The 13,871-nt window shown below is 60.7% G+C and carries 14 protein-coding genes and 1 riboswitch; of the genes, 6 read left to right on the forward strand and 8 right to left on the reverse strand.

The genetic code is table 11. The features are described 5' to 3' along the window. Together AB5Y86_RS09695 and AB5Y86_RS09700 are read left to right on the forward strand one after the other, a co-directional pair. On the forward strand, window positions 1–189 hold a 189-nt coding region (locus AB5Y86_RS09695; protein WP_227016271.1), incomplete at its 5' end, for a hypothetical protein. Window positions 190–535: 346 nt separating this feature from the next. Beyond that, a complete protein-coding gene (locus tag AB5Y86_RS09700; RefSeq protein WP_005339200.1) occupies window positions 536–1,027 on the forward strand; it encodes an RNA-binding protein in 492 nt (163 codons plus the stop codon). Between the two features lie 6 nt (window positions 1,028–1,033). Here the strand turns inward: AB5Y86_RS09700 and murI are convergent, their stop codons facing one another. From murI to AB5Y86_RS09715, 3 genes are all read right to left on the reverse strand, one after another. Then, a complete protein-coding gene (gene murI, locus AB5Y86_RS09705; protein WP_368192764.1) occupies window positions 1,034–1,837 on the reverse strand; it encodes a glutamate racemase in 804 nt (267 codons plus the stop codon). Window positions 1,838–1,945: 108 nt separating this feature from the next. Then, window positions 1,946–3,811, reverse strand: coding sequence for a TonB-dependent receptor (locus AB5Y86_RS09710; RefSeq protein WP_368192766.1), 1,866 nt, complete (start codon window positions 3,809–3,811; stop codon window positions 1,946–1,948). A 51-nt stretch (window positions 3,812–3,862) separates the two neighbouring features. Then, a riboswitch (cobalamin riboswitch) is annotated at window positions 3,863–4,041 on the reverse strand. A 35-nt stretch (window positions 4,042–4,076) separates the two neighbouring features. Beyond that, on the reverse strand, window positions 4,077–4,979 hold the full coding sequence (locus tag AB5Y86_RS09715; RefSeq protein WP_368192767.1) for a LysR family transcriptional regulator: 903 nt from the start codon (window positions 4,977–4,979) through the stop codon (window positions 4,077–4,079). Between the two features lie 109 nt (window positions 4,980–5,088). On the opposite strand from AB5Y86_RS09715, the gene AB5Y86_RS09720 reads away from it, so the two are divergent. The 4 genes from AB5Y86_RS09720 to AB5Y86_RS09735 all read left to right on the forward strand — a co-directional run bounded on the left by AB5Y86_RS09720 (window position 5,089) and on the right by AB5Y86_RS09735 (window position 8,016). Next, a complete protein-coding gene (locus AB5Y86_RS09720; RefSeq protein WP_005342109.1) occupies window positions 5,089–6,015 on the forward strand; it encodes a sodium-dependent bicarbonate transport family permease in 927 nt (308 codons plus the stop codon). A gap of 4 nt (window positions 6,016–6,019) precedes the next feature. Then, on the forward strand, window positions 6,020–6,322 hold the full coding sequence (locus tag AB5Y86_RS09725; RefSeq protein WP_005321666.1) for a hypothetical protein: 303 nt from the start codon (window positions 6,020–6,022) through the stop codon (window positions 6,320–6,322). Window positions 6,323–6,385: 63 nt separating this feature from the next. Beyond that, window positions 6,386–6,895, forward strand: coding sequence for a 5-(carboxyamino)imidazole ribonucleotide mutase (gene purE, locus AB5Y86_RS09730; RefSeq protein ID WP_236368100.1), 510 nt, complete (start codon window positions 6,386–6,388; stop codon window positions 6,893–6,895). Beyond that, on the forward strand, window positions 6,892–8,016 hold the full coding sequence (locus AB5Y86_RS09735; protein ID WP_368192768.1) for a 5-(carboxyamino)imidazole ribonucleotide synthase: 1,125 nt from the start codon (window positions 6,892–6,894) through the stop codon (window positions 8,014–8,016). The genes purE and AB5Y86_RS09735 overlap by 4 nt, the downstream gene beginning before the upstream one ends. A gap of 73 nt (window positions 8,017–8,089) precedes the next feature. Here AB5Y86_RS09735 and AB5Y86_RS09740 read toward each other — a convergent pair whose 3' ends face one another. From AB5Y86_RS09740 to ftnA, 5 genes are all read right to left on the reverse strand, one after another. Further along, on the reverse strand, window positions 8,090–9,280 hold the full coding sequence (locus AB5Y86_RS09740) for an MFS transporter (RefSeq protein WP_005339218.1): 1,191 nt from the start codon (window positions 9,278–9,280) through the stop codon (window positions 8,090–8,092). Between the two features lie 109 nt (window positions 9,281–9,389). Then, a complete protein-coding gene (locus AB5Y86_RS09745) occupies window positions 9,390–10,133 on the reverse strand; it encodes a LytTR family DNA-binding domain-containing protein (RefSeq protein WP_108613331.1) in 744 nt (247 codons plus the stop codon). A 46-nt stretch (window positions 10,134–10,179) separates the two neighbouring features. Then, window positions 10,180–11,853 (reverse strand): LytS/YhcK type 5TM receptor domain-containing protein, encoded by a 1,674-nt coding sequence (locus AB5Y86_RS09750; protein ID WP_368192769.1) that lies wholly within the window; start codon window positions 11,851–11,853, stop codon window positions 10,180–10,182. A gap of 81 nt (window positions 11,854–11,934) precedes the next feature. Continuing rightward, window positions 11,935–13,119 (reverse strand): NAD(P)/FAD-dependent oxidoreductase, encoded by a 1,185-nt coding sequence (locus AB5Y86_RS09755; RefSeq protein ID WP_368192798.1) that lies wholly within the window; start codon window positions 13,117–13,119, stop codon window positions 11,935–11,937. Between the two features lie 150 nt (window positions 13,120–13,269). Beyond that, entirely contained in the window at window positions 13,270–13,794 is a 525-nt protein-coding gene (ftnA, locus tag AB5Y86_RS09760) for a non-heme ferritin (RefSeq protein WP_005339225.1), read from the reverse strand. Window positions 13,795–13,871 lie beyond the last annotated feature (77 nt).

The following is a 13,871-nucleotide window of genomic DNA, read 5'->3' on the forward strand; positions in this document are numbered from 1 at the left end:
GTCACTTCACCAGACATTGAAAATCAAAAATTGTTTTTGATGTTCGATGCTGTGAGTGCCCACACAGATTGCTTGATTCAAATTGTTAAAGAGCGTCACGCTTGCCGCGTTGAGGAGGCGCATATTACGCTTCTCACTTCGAAAGTCAAGCGATTGTTTTCGCTTTTCTTTCGGCGCCCACTTCGCTAGGAAGCTGGCTCATCAGGTTGGCGTGTTCCGCCGTGCTGGTAGGGGCGCATTATAGGGAGCGACGCTGCGATGACAAGACTTTTTTTGAAGAAAATCACGAAAATTTCAAATTATTCAATTAGAAACAGCTTATTCAGTGTATATATACAATGTTATCCACAATCCTGTTATTTCACTCCCATTTTAGCGTCATTTATGTCGCCTTTAGTGACCTTGGGAATGCCATACTGGAGCCGATAACCTCTCCCGAGTGGTCCATGGTAGCGCCAATCAGGAAAGCTGGTTACCATGGAGGTGAATATAGTGTTGCACCTTTTTTGCTTTCATTTACAAAAGGTCTTTTAAGATGAATTTATCCAAGTTTCCCGTATATATGCAGGCCGCAATCCTTGCTCTGGTATTGGCAGTGGTTGGCTACCTGGTTGCCCAGGCCCTGCAGTTCTCTTTGAAAGCGGAAGTGATTTTTGCAGCAGGTCTGGCCATCGGCGGTTTCGTGGTACCGCTGTTCCTGAAGCGAACCCCGGCTAATGTTGCCGAGTCGATCGCCAATCAGGAGACTTGCACCTTATATGTAGGCAACCTGCCCTATCGCGCCAATGAGATCGCAGTGCGCGAATTGTTTGCCGAACAGGGCCAGGTCATTTCCGTACGGTTGATGAAAGACAAGGCAACCGGCAAGCGCAGAGGTTTCGGTTTCGTGGAGATGCCCGCCGCCGATGCCGCCAAGGCGATTGCCGCTTTGAATGACAAAGAGTATCAGCAGCGCACCCTCAAGGTGCGTGAAGCGAATGACAAACGTGATAAAGAGGAAAGAGAAGGTAGCGAAACTGACGCCTAACCGCCGTCAGTACTTCACCTCTTCCAGTGATGACAGCCCCCATGCTTGCAATGGGGCTGTCAGTTTTTGAGCCTCCCCATCCAGCCGGGTACAGTAAGCCCTGGCAATTACCTCTTCTATATGTACAGGCTGCACGATGGCATGCCCGCCATTGTTCAGCAACCAGGCCACCCGTTTGGCAACGGCACTGCCCGAGTCAATAAGCTGACATTGCGGCATCAGTTGCCCAATCTCTTCATTGAGTAGCGGGAAGTGAGTGCAACCAAGCACCAGCGTATCCGGCTTCTCTTCCCCCCCCAGCCAGTCGGCCAATACTTCGCTCAACAACGCCATATTGACCGGTAGGCCCGCCAGCTTGTGTTCGGCTTCTATGACCAGCTCGGTGGTGCCCTTGAGTAGCACCTGCTTGCCGGGAGCAAACTGGGCGATCAGTTCATGGGTATAGTCGCGGCTGACGGTGCCCGGCGTAGCAAGCAGACCGATACAACCGTTGCGAGTCTGTGCAGCGGCGGGCTTGATGGCTGGCACCACCCCCACCACGGGAATATCCAGTGCCTCACGCAGGGCCGGCAGCGCTATGGTGCTGGCCGTGTTGCAGGCAATCACCACCAGATCGATATGATGACGGGCTACCATGGTGGTCACCAAGCGGGTGCAGGCAGCAATCAGGGCGGGCTCGCTCAATTCACCATAGGGGAAGTTGGCGTTGTCGAAGCAGTAGAAATAGTTGTGTGCCGACAGAACGCGGCGGATCTCGCGGTAGATGGTCAGGCCACCCATACCGGAATCAAACACGAGAATATTGGCCACTTGAGCTCCCCTTTGGTGCAAGGCGGCGATCATACTCCCGCCTGCCGCCAATAGAAAAGGCCCTGCCAATGGCAGGGCCCCTGATTTTTCCGCTTGGCCGGGTCCGGCTTAGAGTGAGTAATCCATTGTCACGTAGTAAGCGCGCTCATCGGCAGGGTAACCCACCGCCGTCTGATAGTCCTTGTCCAGCAGGTTGTTGATCTTGCCAGATACTTTGAGCGCCGGGGTGACCTTGTAGCCGACAGCCAGATTCCACACGCTGTAGCCACCGAGTTTGGTGGTGTTAGCCACATCGCCATAGCGCTCACCCTGATAGAGCCAGCTCAAGGAACCATCAAGCTGCTGCCACTGCGCCTGAGTTACCCACTTGGCCCCTTTACGGGAGATCAGCTGCAACTGTTTATCGGTCACCTTGTCTTTGGGATCCTTGTATTCGGCAGAGACTCTATGACTCAACCAGCCGGTATCAAACTCCCCTTCCAGCTCGATCCCTTCAATGCGCGCCTTGCCAACGTTCTGTGGTGTCCACATACCCTGACTGTTGGGCGCCCACTGGATCATCTGCTCGAAATCATTGCGATAACCGGTCATACGCCACTCGACACCCGCAGTTTGACCATCCAGCATCAGCTCGCTGCTCTTCGACTCTTCCGGCTTCAGGTTGGGATTGCCAGAGCCCGGATAGTAGAGGTCATTAAAGGAGGGGGCGCGGAAACCGGTGCCATAGCGGGCGCTCAGGCGGTAATCCTCGACAAAACGCCAGCCTGCCCCGGTTTGCCAGGTGTTGTGACGACCAAACTGCTCGTTGTCATCACTGCGGCCGCTCAGCTCACCCTGCCATATCTGGTTGTCAAACTGGGCCAGGGCATAGAGGCCGGTGTTGTCGCGCTCTTTGGCGTCGACCGGATACGTGGAGCCGGAGGAGCGGGAGCGATCATCCAGTCGATCACTCTGCCAATCGGCCCCGCCTCCCAGCGTCCAGCTCTCGTTCAATCTCAAGCTGTTGACCCAGTTCAGGCTGTACTGGCGGGTGTAGGTCCGGGTATTGGCCTGATCGCGGCCACTGTTGTCCTGATAGTCGTACGCATCCTGTTTGGAGAAGGCGCCACGCAACTCACTCAGATAGCGATCATCGTGATAGCGCGACCCCAGCTGATAGCTCTGGTTTTCAGTCCAGGTCTCGTTGCGCTGATGGGTGGCAGGCCCCCAGGCGGAAGCCGCAGAAGAGCGGTCGTACTGGGCGACATTGCGGAACCAGCGGGTTGTACCGAACAGATCCCAATTGCTGCCGAGCGCCTGCTGGTAGTCCAGCATGGCGTTGTAGCCCTGATGCCCGTGACGATCACCATCGTTGATGCCGGGCAAGGGGTGTACGTTGTAACCCTCTTCATCATCAAAACCGCCAGCCACCTTGAGCTGACCCGCCTCACCGACCTGGCTGGCACTACTGAAAGCGGCCTGACGCTGTTGATGGGAACCAGCACCGATATTGAACTTGTGCTGATTGGTCCCCTTGTCGGGGCGGGTAATGATGTTGATCACCCCACCGATGGCGTCGGAGCCGTAGATGGTGGCGCGCGGGCCGCGGATATACTCGATCCGCTCGACCTGATTGAGTGGCAGATTGTTCAGTTCGGTCATCCCGGCGGTCAGGGAGGCACTGCGCACCCCATCCACCAGCACCAGCGTCTGGGAAGAAGTGCCACCACGCACCCGCAGCGAGCTAAGCTGGCCTCGGCCACCATTGCTGACCACTTCCACACCGGGCAGGGTCTTGACCACATCGGTCACGGTCTGGGCTTGCAGGCGATCGATCTCGTCCCGGGTCACCACATTGACCGGGGCAAGCACGCTGGAGGCAGGTTGGGCGACGCGGGTAGCGGTCACCACCATGGTGGGATTGACGGGAATGGTCAGCTGCTGGGCAAACGCCGCCGTCGGCAACAGGGCAGCCGCCAGAAATTTCTTCGACATGAGAGATCCTTAAGTTCGCGTAAGTATCTACTTCGTGGCCGGTTTCTCTCGGCCCGAAATACGAACTCTGGCAGGTCTTCGGGCTCGGGGGCTGATAGCCTACGGCGACGGCTTCCCGCCTGACGGCAGTGCCCTGATGTCGCTTCGTTCCCCCTTACCGCTGCGCGCCAGCTCCGGATTTTCACCGGATTCCCTATTAAGCATGATGCGCCAAAGCGGGAGGATTATAGGCAGAGCCAAGCTGGATGTATAGCCATCCAGATTTCTATTTCTTGCCAGCCAGCACCGCCAGCCGCTGCTGGGCCCCCTCCATCACCGCTTGTACCCCGGGATGGGAGAGATGGCGCCCTGCCGAGACCAGATAGTAAGAGAGAGTGACGTCGGTGAGGGTCGCAATTCGCTCCACCCCGTAGAGGCGACCAATTTCATCAGCCATCGCCAGCGGCGCCGGGAAGATCCCCATCCCCGCCTTGCCGAACGACTTCATCAGAGTGGAGTCATCAAACTGCCCCACCAGATGGGGATGAATGCCCTGCTGGCGATACCAGACCAGCAGCCGATCGTGGGTAGCCGACTTCTCTCCGGGGATCAGCAACGGCAACCCCTCCAGCGAGGCGGGAAAGCCATCCCGCGCCCGCGCCGCCAACTCGGGACTGGCAAACAGTGCCAGCGGGCTGCGCCCCAGCTCGTGGTTATAGCCACGCACGCCGCTGTCGGGAGGGAGCGGGCGATCGATCAGCACCATATCCAGCTTGTGGCGGGCCAGCTCGCTGAACAGCTGCTCGGCCCGCTCCTCGTGACACACCAGCCGCAACGGAGTCGCCAGCGCCATGGCGGGGGCCAGCAGCTCGAACGCCAGGGTGCGGGGTACCGAATCGGCGATCCCCACCTGCATAGTCAGCTCCTGACTGGCGTGGCGCAGGGTGTGCTCCAGCTCGGCACCGAGCGAGAAAATCGCCCCAGCCTGCTCCTGCGCCTGCCGTCCGGCAGCGGTCAGCACCAGACGCCGCCCCACCCGGTTGAACAGCGCCACTCCGAGGGACTGCTCCAGCTCGGCGACCTGACCGCTGATGGTCTGCGGCGTGAGATGCAACTGTTCGGCGGCCTGCGTCACGCTGCCGCAGCGCGCCACATGCCAGAAGTAGTAGAGCTGTTTGTAGTTGAGCATGCCGTTCCCTATCAGTTTTTACCGAACAACTATCAGTGAGAATCTGATTTTATCGAAACATTGCGGACTCTAGCATGCAACCATTATCTGAACTGCCCTGCGAACCATCATGCTGGACGTTGTTGTACTCTTCTTTCTGTTTGGTCTGCTGGCCGGTCTGGTGCGCTCCGAGCTCAAACTGCCTCCTGCCCTCTACGACACCCTCTCCCTCTTTCTGCTGCTGGCCATCGGCCTCAAGGGCGGCGTCGGTTTGGCCCAGCAATCCCTGCAACCTCTGCTGCCACAACTGGCGCTGGTGATCCTGCTCGGCGTGGTGCAGACCCTGCTCGGCTTTGCCGTGCTGCGCCTCAAGATGAACCGGGTCGATGCCGCTGCCACCGCCGCCCACTATGGTTCGGTCAGCGTCGCCACCTTTGCGGTCGGGGTGAACTGGCTCACCGAGCGGGGCATCAGCTTTGAATCCCAGCTCTCCATCTTCCTCGCGGTGATGGAGATCCCCGCCATTCTGGTGGGCATAGTGCTGGCCCGCGGCATCAGTCGCGAGACTCGCTGGCGCATGCTGGCCCACGAGACCTTCCTCGGCAAAGGGGTCACCCTGCTGCTGGGCGGCATGGCCATCGGCTATCTGGCCGGGCCGGATGGAATTGCTCCGCTCAAACCGCTGTTTGTCGACCTGTTCAAGGGGGCGCTGGCGCTGTTCCTGCTGGAGATGGGCCTCATCGTCGCCCGCCAGTGTCAGGATCTGCGCCGCCATGGCCTGTTCCTGCTCGGCTTCGCCCTGTTGATGCCGCTCGCCTCGGCGGGACTGGGATTGGCAGCTGGCCAGCTGATGGGGCTCTCCCTCGGTGGCCTGACCCTGCTGGCCACCCTGGCGGCCAGCGCCTCCTATATTGCCGTGCCGGCCACCATGCGCATCGCCGTGCCTCAGGCCAACCCGGGGCTGTCCCTCAGCGCCGTGCTGGGAGTCACCTTCCCGTTCAACATCATGCTGGGGATCCCGCTCTACCACAGCTGGGCCCGCCACTTCACGGAGTAGCCACATGCAGACCGAGACCCGCACCCTGCTGACCGTCATTACGGAAGCCAATCTGGAGCCAACCCTGCTGCGCACCCTCACCCGCGAGGGGCTGCGCGGCTACACCATCACAGATGCCCGCGGCCGGGGAGATCATGGCGAGCGCAACGCCAGCTGGAGCGAGAGCGGCAACATCCGGCTGGAGGCGATCTGCAGCCGGGAGCAGGCGGAGCGGCTGCTGGCCCACCTGCAGAGTCGCTACTACCCCGATTACGCCATGATCGCCTTTCTGCAACCGGTCGAAATCGTGCGACCCGAGAAATTCTGAGCCGGCTTGCCGGCTCTTTTTGTTTACCAAAAGCAAACGTTTAACAGCAAGGAACCAATACACATGAACACCCCTCCGCTGATCGGCCTGATAATGGGCTCCGACTCCGACTGGCCAGTGCTGCAGGCTGCCGCCCGCATCCTCAAGGAGCACGGCGTGCCCTACGAGGCGCGGGTGGTCTCGGCCCATCGCACCCCGGATCTGCTGTTCGAGTATGCCGCCACAGCCCGCGAGCGCGGCCTGCGCGCCATCATCGCCGGGGCCGGTGGCGCCGCCCATCTGCCGGGCATGGTCGCCGCCAAGACCACTCTTCCGGTGCTGGGGGTGCCCATCCCATCACGCCATCTCAAGGGGATGGACTCGCTACTCTCCATCGTGCAGATGCCCAAAGGGGTACCGGTCGCCACCTTCGCCATCGGCGAGGCGGGGGCCGCCAACGCGGCCCTGTTTGCGGTCTCTCTGCTCTCCGTTGCACAAGACGGCGACGCCCCCCGCTACCGGCAGCAGCTCGACGACTTCCGCACCCGCGAGCGCGACCGGGTGCTGGCCCTCACGCTGGAGGAGCCGACATGATCCTGCCTCCCGCCACCCTCGGCATGCTCGGCGGCGGTCAGCTTGGCCGCTACTTTGTGATGGCCGCCCACCGCCTCGGCTACAAGGTGGTGGTGCTGGATCCCGATCCCGCCAGCATTGCCGGTGCCGCCGCCGATCACCATATTGTCGCCCCCTATGACGACCAGACCGCCCTGCACCAACTGGCACTCCGCTGCGATGCCATTACCTGCGAGTTCGAAAATGTGCCCGCCGCCACCCTCGCTCTGCTCGAAAAACAAAAGCCGGTGCACCCGGCCGCCAGCGCGGTGCGCATCTGTCAGGATCGCCGCGAGGAGAAAGCTTTTCTGCGCAGGGCCAATATCCCGGTTGCCCCCTCTCTGGCGCTGCTGCCGGAAGAGCCCATCCCCGCACAGGCCAGCGAAATTTTCCCCGCCATTCTCAAGACGGCCCGCGAGGGGTACGACGGCAAGGGGCAGTGGCAAGTGAACAATCTGGATGAGCTGGCGACGGCGCTGGCAGCCAGTGCTGTGCCCTGCGTGCTGGAAAAACGGCTGGCGCTGGAGGGGGAGTTTGCCCTGACCCTGGCCCGCAGCCCGAGCGGCGCCATCAGCTCCCTGCCACTGGTGCAGAACTGGCACAGCGGCGGCATTCTCGACCAGACTCGCTCCCCGGCCAAGGTGCCGGCGCTGGAGAGCGAAGCCAAAGCAATAGCCGAGCGGCTGATCGCGGCCCTCGATTACGTGGGGGTGCTGACGGTGGAGTTCTTTCTGGTGGAAGGCCGACTGCTGGTCAACGAGCTTGCGCCCCGCCCCCATAACTCGGGTCACCCCAGCCTCGACAACGCTGCATGCAGCCAGTTCGAGTTGCAGGTGCGCGCCCTGTGCGATCTGCCGCTGCCGGAGCAGATTGCCGTGCGCCCCGCCCTGTTAATCAACCTGCTGGGGGATCTCTGGCAAAACGGCACCCCAGACTGGGCCGCCCTGCTGGCGCTGCCCGGCCTGCATCTGCACCTCTACGGCAAGGGCGAACCCCGCCCCGGCCGCAAGATGGGCCACATCACGGTAACCGGTGATGAGTGGTCAACGGTGGAAGAGAGCTGCCGCAAGGCCCGCCAGCTGCTGGGGCTAGCGCCACGCTAATCGACCATCGGAAATGCAAAGACCCGGGCATGGCCCGGGTCTCTGTTTTTGCTTGCTATGGCAGGGAGGCTTATCAGGCCCGCTCCACCGCTACCGGTGCCGGCAGGCGGATGGTGAGGGAGAGCACCAGCGCCACCACCAGCAACACCAGGATCAGGTGGAAGGTCGCCATAAAGCCGCCAAACAGGGAGGCCACGATGGAGCCGATGATGCTGCCCAGACCAAAGCCCAGATAGATGACGCCGTAGTTCTTGGTCAGGTTGTTGAGACCGAAGAAGTCGCTCACCAGCGAGGGGTAGACGGTGATGGTGCCACCGAAGCTGAATGCCACACAGGCAACCGCCACGAAGAACAGATTGGCATTGAGCGGCACGAACAGCAGTAGCGCCATGCCCGCCAGGGTAATCAGCTGGGCGATGGTGATGACCCGGATGCGGGACATCTTGTCGGAGAGGATCCCCAGCACCAGACGGCCACCCAGGTTGGCCATGGCGATGATGGCGACGGCGTTGGCGGCGACCACGGCAGGCAGACCCACCATCTTCTCGCCGATATCCTTGGCCACGCCGATGACGTAGAGGCCGCTCATGCAGGCGGTGAGGAACATCAGCGCCAGCATCCAGTACTGCGGCTTGCGCATCGCTTCGGCCAGGGTGAAGTCACGGCTCTCGCTCTGCTGCACGGAAGCGGCCTGCTTGGGCGCATCCTTCATCAGCATGCCGCCCACCAGCACCATGGACATGGCGATCAGCCCCCACAGCTGGAAGGTGGTCTCAAGACCGGAGCTGGAGAGCAGCAGCAGGTTGATGTATTTGAAACCGAGACTGCCGAGGCCGTAGGCACCGATGGAGCAGGCGGAGATCAGACCCTTGCGCTCCGGGAACCACTTCACGCAGTTGGAGAGGGTCATCAGGTAGCCGGTACCGTCGGCAAAACCGACCAGAATGCCCGCGCAGAGGTAGAGCATCGCCAGATTGCTGGCGTGGGCGGTGAGGAAGAAGCCGATGCCGAGCAACACACCGGCGCCCAGGGTCACGTTGCGCACCCCGAATCGCTCCTGCAGCTTGCCCGCCATGGAGGAGGCGACCGCCAGCGAGAGGCTGAGCAGGCCGAAGGCGAAAGCGACCTGACTCACCGGCTCGTCCAGCTTGTCGGAGAGCTGGGCGTTGAACAGGCTCCAGGTGTAGACGGAACCCAGTGCGAACTGGGTAATGATGGTACCGATCAGTGTCAGGTACCGGGTGCGGTTCAGATCGATGGTCATGATGCGTCTCGGTCGATGGCCTTAAGGAAATTGAGGCCACTATAGGCAAGACGCAGCTCGCGCCGATCGATTAAGGCATGAAATGCAGATCGGCGGGAATGAATGACAATCAGAGCCGCATCAGCTGACGGAACGCCTTGATGTTGCTGCGACTGACCGGCACCTCGAACGGCAGATCATGGAGTCGGATGAGATAGGTGCTGTTAAACCAGGGGACGATTTCGCGGATCTTGTTGATGTTGACGCAGTAGGAGCGGTGGCAACGGAAGAACCCCTCGGCAGGCAGCCGGCTGACAAACTCGCTGATGGTCATGGTCATCACGTAGCGGTCATCACGGGTGTAGACATAGGTGAGCTTCTCGTCGGCTTCCGCGTAGTAGATCTGCTCGCAGGGGGTGACGATGATGCGCTCCCCCTTCACCAGATTGACGGTGCGATTGTGCGGGCTATTCCCCTCGCCGCTCGCCTCCCCCGTGGTGGCTGGCTGCGACTTGCCCGCATGCTCGAGCTTTTGCAGCAGATTGATGAGGCGCGGCTCGTTGTAGGGCTTGAGGATGTAGTCGAACGCCTCCAGCTCGAACGCCTCCACCGCAAACTCCTTGTAGGCGGTGACAAAGACGATGTGGGGCGGATGGCTCGACTTGTGCAGGTTCTTGGCCAGCAGCAGGCCATCGATGGAGGGGATCTGGATATCCAGAAACACCACATCCACCTCGTGATCCTGCAGGTATTTGAACGCCTCCAGCCCATCCTCGAAGCTCGCCACTATCTCGATGGTGCTGTGCTGATTCACCAGATAGATCAACTCCTCGCGAGCCAGATACTCATCTTCGACAATAATGGCTTTCAGCATGACAACACCTCTCGCGGCACACACTTATCCTCAACCATGATGGCTCTCAGCATGGCATCGACTCCTGATCCGGCAGATAGAAACTCACTTCGGTACCCGGCTCCAGCCGCTTGAGGTGCAGGCCGTCGCCATAGAGCAGCTTGACCCGCTGATGCACGTTCATCAGGCCGATGCTGCGGCTCTCCACCCGACCGGCGGCCACCCCGTCGATTACAGCCTGACTGATGCCGTAACCTGTGTCTCGTACCGATACCCGGATGCCGCCCGCCAGCTGTTTCACCTCGATAGTGACCCGACCCGGCGCGCTGCGGGGCTGGATGCCGTGCAGGATGGCGTTTTCCACCAGCGGCTGCAACAACAGGCTCGGCACCTGGATGTGCACATCGTCCACCTCGAACACCACCTCCAGCTTGTCGCCAAAGCGGGCCTGCTCGATGGCCACGTAGTCGCGCACCTGCTGCAGCTCCTCCTGAATGTCGATAAGCTCATCCCCCTTGTTGAGGTTGTAGCGCAGGTAGTCCGCCAGATTGGCAATGAGCTGGCGCGCCTGCTGGGGCCGGATGCGGATCAGCGACGAGATGGCGTTGAGGGCATTGAACAGAAAGTGCGGGTTGATCTTGCTCTGCAGTGCGGTGAACTCCGCCTTGCGGGTCATCTCCTTGAGTTGCTCGATGCGCGACACCTCCATCTGGGTGGAGATGAGCTGGGAAAGGCCCACCGCCATCTCCCGCAGGGAGCTGGTGATGCTGTGGGTGCGGCGATAGTAGATCTTGAGGGTGCCGCTCACCGAGCCGTTTTCTCGCAGCGGAATAATGATGACCGAGTGGAAATCGGAGAGGTGATACTGGCGCAAATCGTTGTTGATGATGATCTGGTCGAGCAGCACCGCCTGCTGGGTCATGCCGCTGATGGCGTGGTGCTCATCCAGCTCGTAATAGTCCTTGCCCACCCCGACATAAGCCAGCACGTCACGGGTATCTGTGATGGCCACCGCATCGGCGCTGATGTCGCGCCGGATCACATCGCACACCTGACTGAGGGAGTGGCGATCGATGTTCTGGAAGAAAGGCAGCGTCTTGTTGGCGATATCGAGCGCCAACTTGGCCTGCTTGGCAGCAATCAGCTCCTTCTCGTCATCCAGATCCTGCACCAGCTTGATGATAAGGCCGATGCAGAGCGCCCCGGCGATCATCGGATAGGCGATGTGGTTAACGATCTCCACCCCGACTTCGTGGGGCTCGGTCAGCAGCCAGATCAGCAGCATGGTGAGCCCTTCGCACAGCATCCCCGCCAGAATGCCGTAGAGCCAGAGCCGCGACTTGCGGCAGCGCAGGTGCAGCCAGGTGGCGAGCAGGCCGGCAATAATGCTGGCGATGAGGCAAGGGATGGAAGTGTGACCATCCATGTCGATGAGATAGCGGTGCAGACCGGAGATGACCCCGGCCGGAATACCGACCCAGGGGCCGAACAGGATGCCGCCGGAGATAATGGCAATGATCCGCACGTTGATCAGCGCCCCCTCCACCGGAATGCCGGTGTAGGTACTGAACACCGCAAACAGGCCGAAGATGGAGGCCACCAGCACCAGCTCGGCCGGGGTGTGATCCCGCTTCTGGAACAGCCGCTGGAACGGCCGGGTGCGGGTCAGGAAGAAGAGGGTCATCAGCATCAGCGCCGCCCGCTCGAACACCGCCAACAACATCATCTGATTCTCAAGCATCTGCGCCCCCTTGCGGCAACCCGACCGATCACCATAACCCCGACCAATAAATCGGGGCCGGATAAACCAGCCCCTGTGACATCAACAGTACTGACCGGCCACCCAGCCCGAGGACCAGGCCCACTGGAAGTTGTAGCCGCCGAGCCAGCCGGTCACATCCACCACTTCACCGATGAAGTAGAGGCCGGGCACCTTGCGCGCTTCCATGGTCTTGGAGGAGAGCTCGTTGGTATCGACGCCGCCCAAAGTCACTTCGGCGGTGCGATACCCCTCGGTGCCGTTGGGCAGGATCTGCCAGTCACCCAGAAGATTGGCCACTGCTTCCAGTTCCCGCTCGTTGTACTGGCGCATCGGCTTGCTGACCAGCTGACCCAGCTCCACCAGCTTGTCGACGAAGCGCTTGGGCAGCTCGCGCCCCAGCACGGTTTTCAGCTCCTGCGCCGGATGCGCTTGCGCCCATTCGCGCAAGGCAGCCGGAATATCCAGCTCCGGCAGCAGGTTGATGTGGATCTTCTCGCCGGCATGCCAGTAGGAGGAGATCTGCAGGATGACGGGGCCGGAGAGGCCGCGATGGGTGAACAGCATCGCCTCCTTGAAGCGGGTGCCATCCTCGGTGGTCACCGCCACCGGCAGACTGATGCCCGCCAGATCGGCGAACGCCTCTTTCTCCGCCTGATGGAGGGTAAAGGGCACCAGACCGGCGCGGGTCGGCAGCACCTTGAGGCCGAACTGCTCCGCCAGCTTGAAGCCATAAGGGGTCGCCCCCAGCTTGGGCATGGAGAGACCGCCGGTCGCCACCACCAGCGAGTGACAGCCGACCTCACCCTTGCTGGTGGTCAGCAAAAAGCCTTCGTCCTGCTTGCTGACGGTGAGGATCTCGGTCTGGAACTGCAGGGTCACCCCGGCCCAGTCACACTCGGTGAGCAGCACATCGACGATATCCTTGGCGCTCTCGAGACAGAACAGCTGCCCCAAGGTGCGCTCGTGATAGTTGACCCCGTGGCGATCCACCAGATCGATAAAGTCCTGCTGGGTATAGCGAGCCAGCGCCGACTTGCTGAAGTGGGGATTCTCCGACAGGTAGGCGTGAGCGCCAGCCTGATGGTTCGTGAAGTTGCAGCGGCCACCGCCACTGATGAGGATCTTGCGGCCCGGCTTCTTGGCGTTATCGAGCACCAGCACGGAGCGACCACGGTAGCCCGCCTGCGCCGCACACATCAATCCGGCCGCACCGGCCCCGATCACCACCACATCGACCTGCTTCATCATCACTCACTTATCAAAATAGAAACGGCACCTGGCCAGAACCGAGATTGCCTCTGACGGAACACAACCATAGTGGCTGCCCACCAGAATAAATAACGGCCCTTAAAAGGGCCGTTATTGTACTGGCTGAACACTAAGTGTCCACGACTATCAGGCGTTGCTGTCCATGATGCTGGCAGGGGCGCCCTTGGCCAGTTCGGCCAGCTCCTTGTCGATGAAGTAGAGGCCTTTGCCATCTTCACCCACCAGACCCAGACGGTCGACGATGCTCTTGAACAGCTTCTCCTCTTCATGCTGCTCGGCCACATACCACTGCAGGAAGTTGAAGGTGGAGTAGTCCTGAGTGGTGAAAGCTACGTGGGCCAGACCATTGATGCACTTGGTGATGTGGTACTCGTGCTCCAGGGTGGTACGGAACACGTCGCCCAGCGACTTGAACTCGTGGGGAGGGGCATCGATGGCACCCAGCTTGGGCATGGCGCCGGTCTCGCTCACATAGGTGAACAGACGCTCCATATGCTGGCGCTCCTCGACCGCGTGCTGGCGCAGGAAGGTCGCCGCCCCTTCAAAGCCCTTGTCTTCGCACCAGGCGCTCATCTGCAGATAGAGATTGGAGGAGTAGAACTCCAGGTTAATCTGCTCGTTCAACTTCTCGATCATGGCTTGGGCCAGCATCTTGTTTCTCCTCAGTGATTTGGTATCGATTGTCGCCACACTCCCGCCGCGAATCAACCCGCCAACGAGAGGGAGAT

The organism is Aeromonas sp. s8, from assembly GCF_040907785.1.
GTDB classification, from domain to species: domain Bacteria; phylum Pseudomonadota; class Gammaproteobacteria; order Enterobacterales; family Aeromonadaceae; genus Aeromonas; species Aeromonas veronii.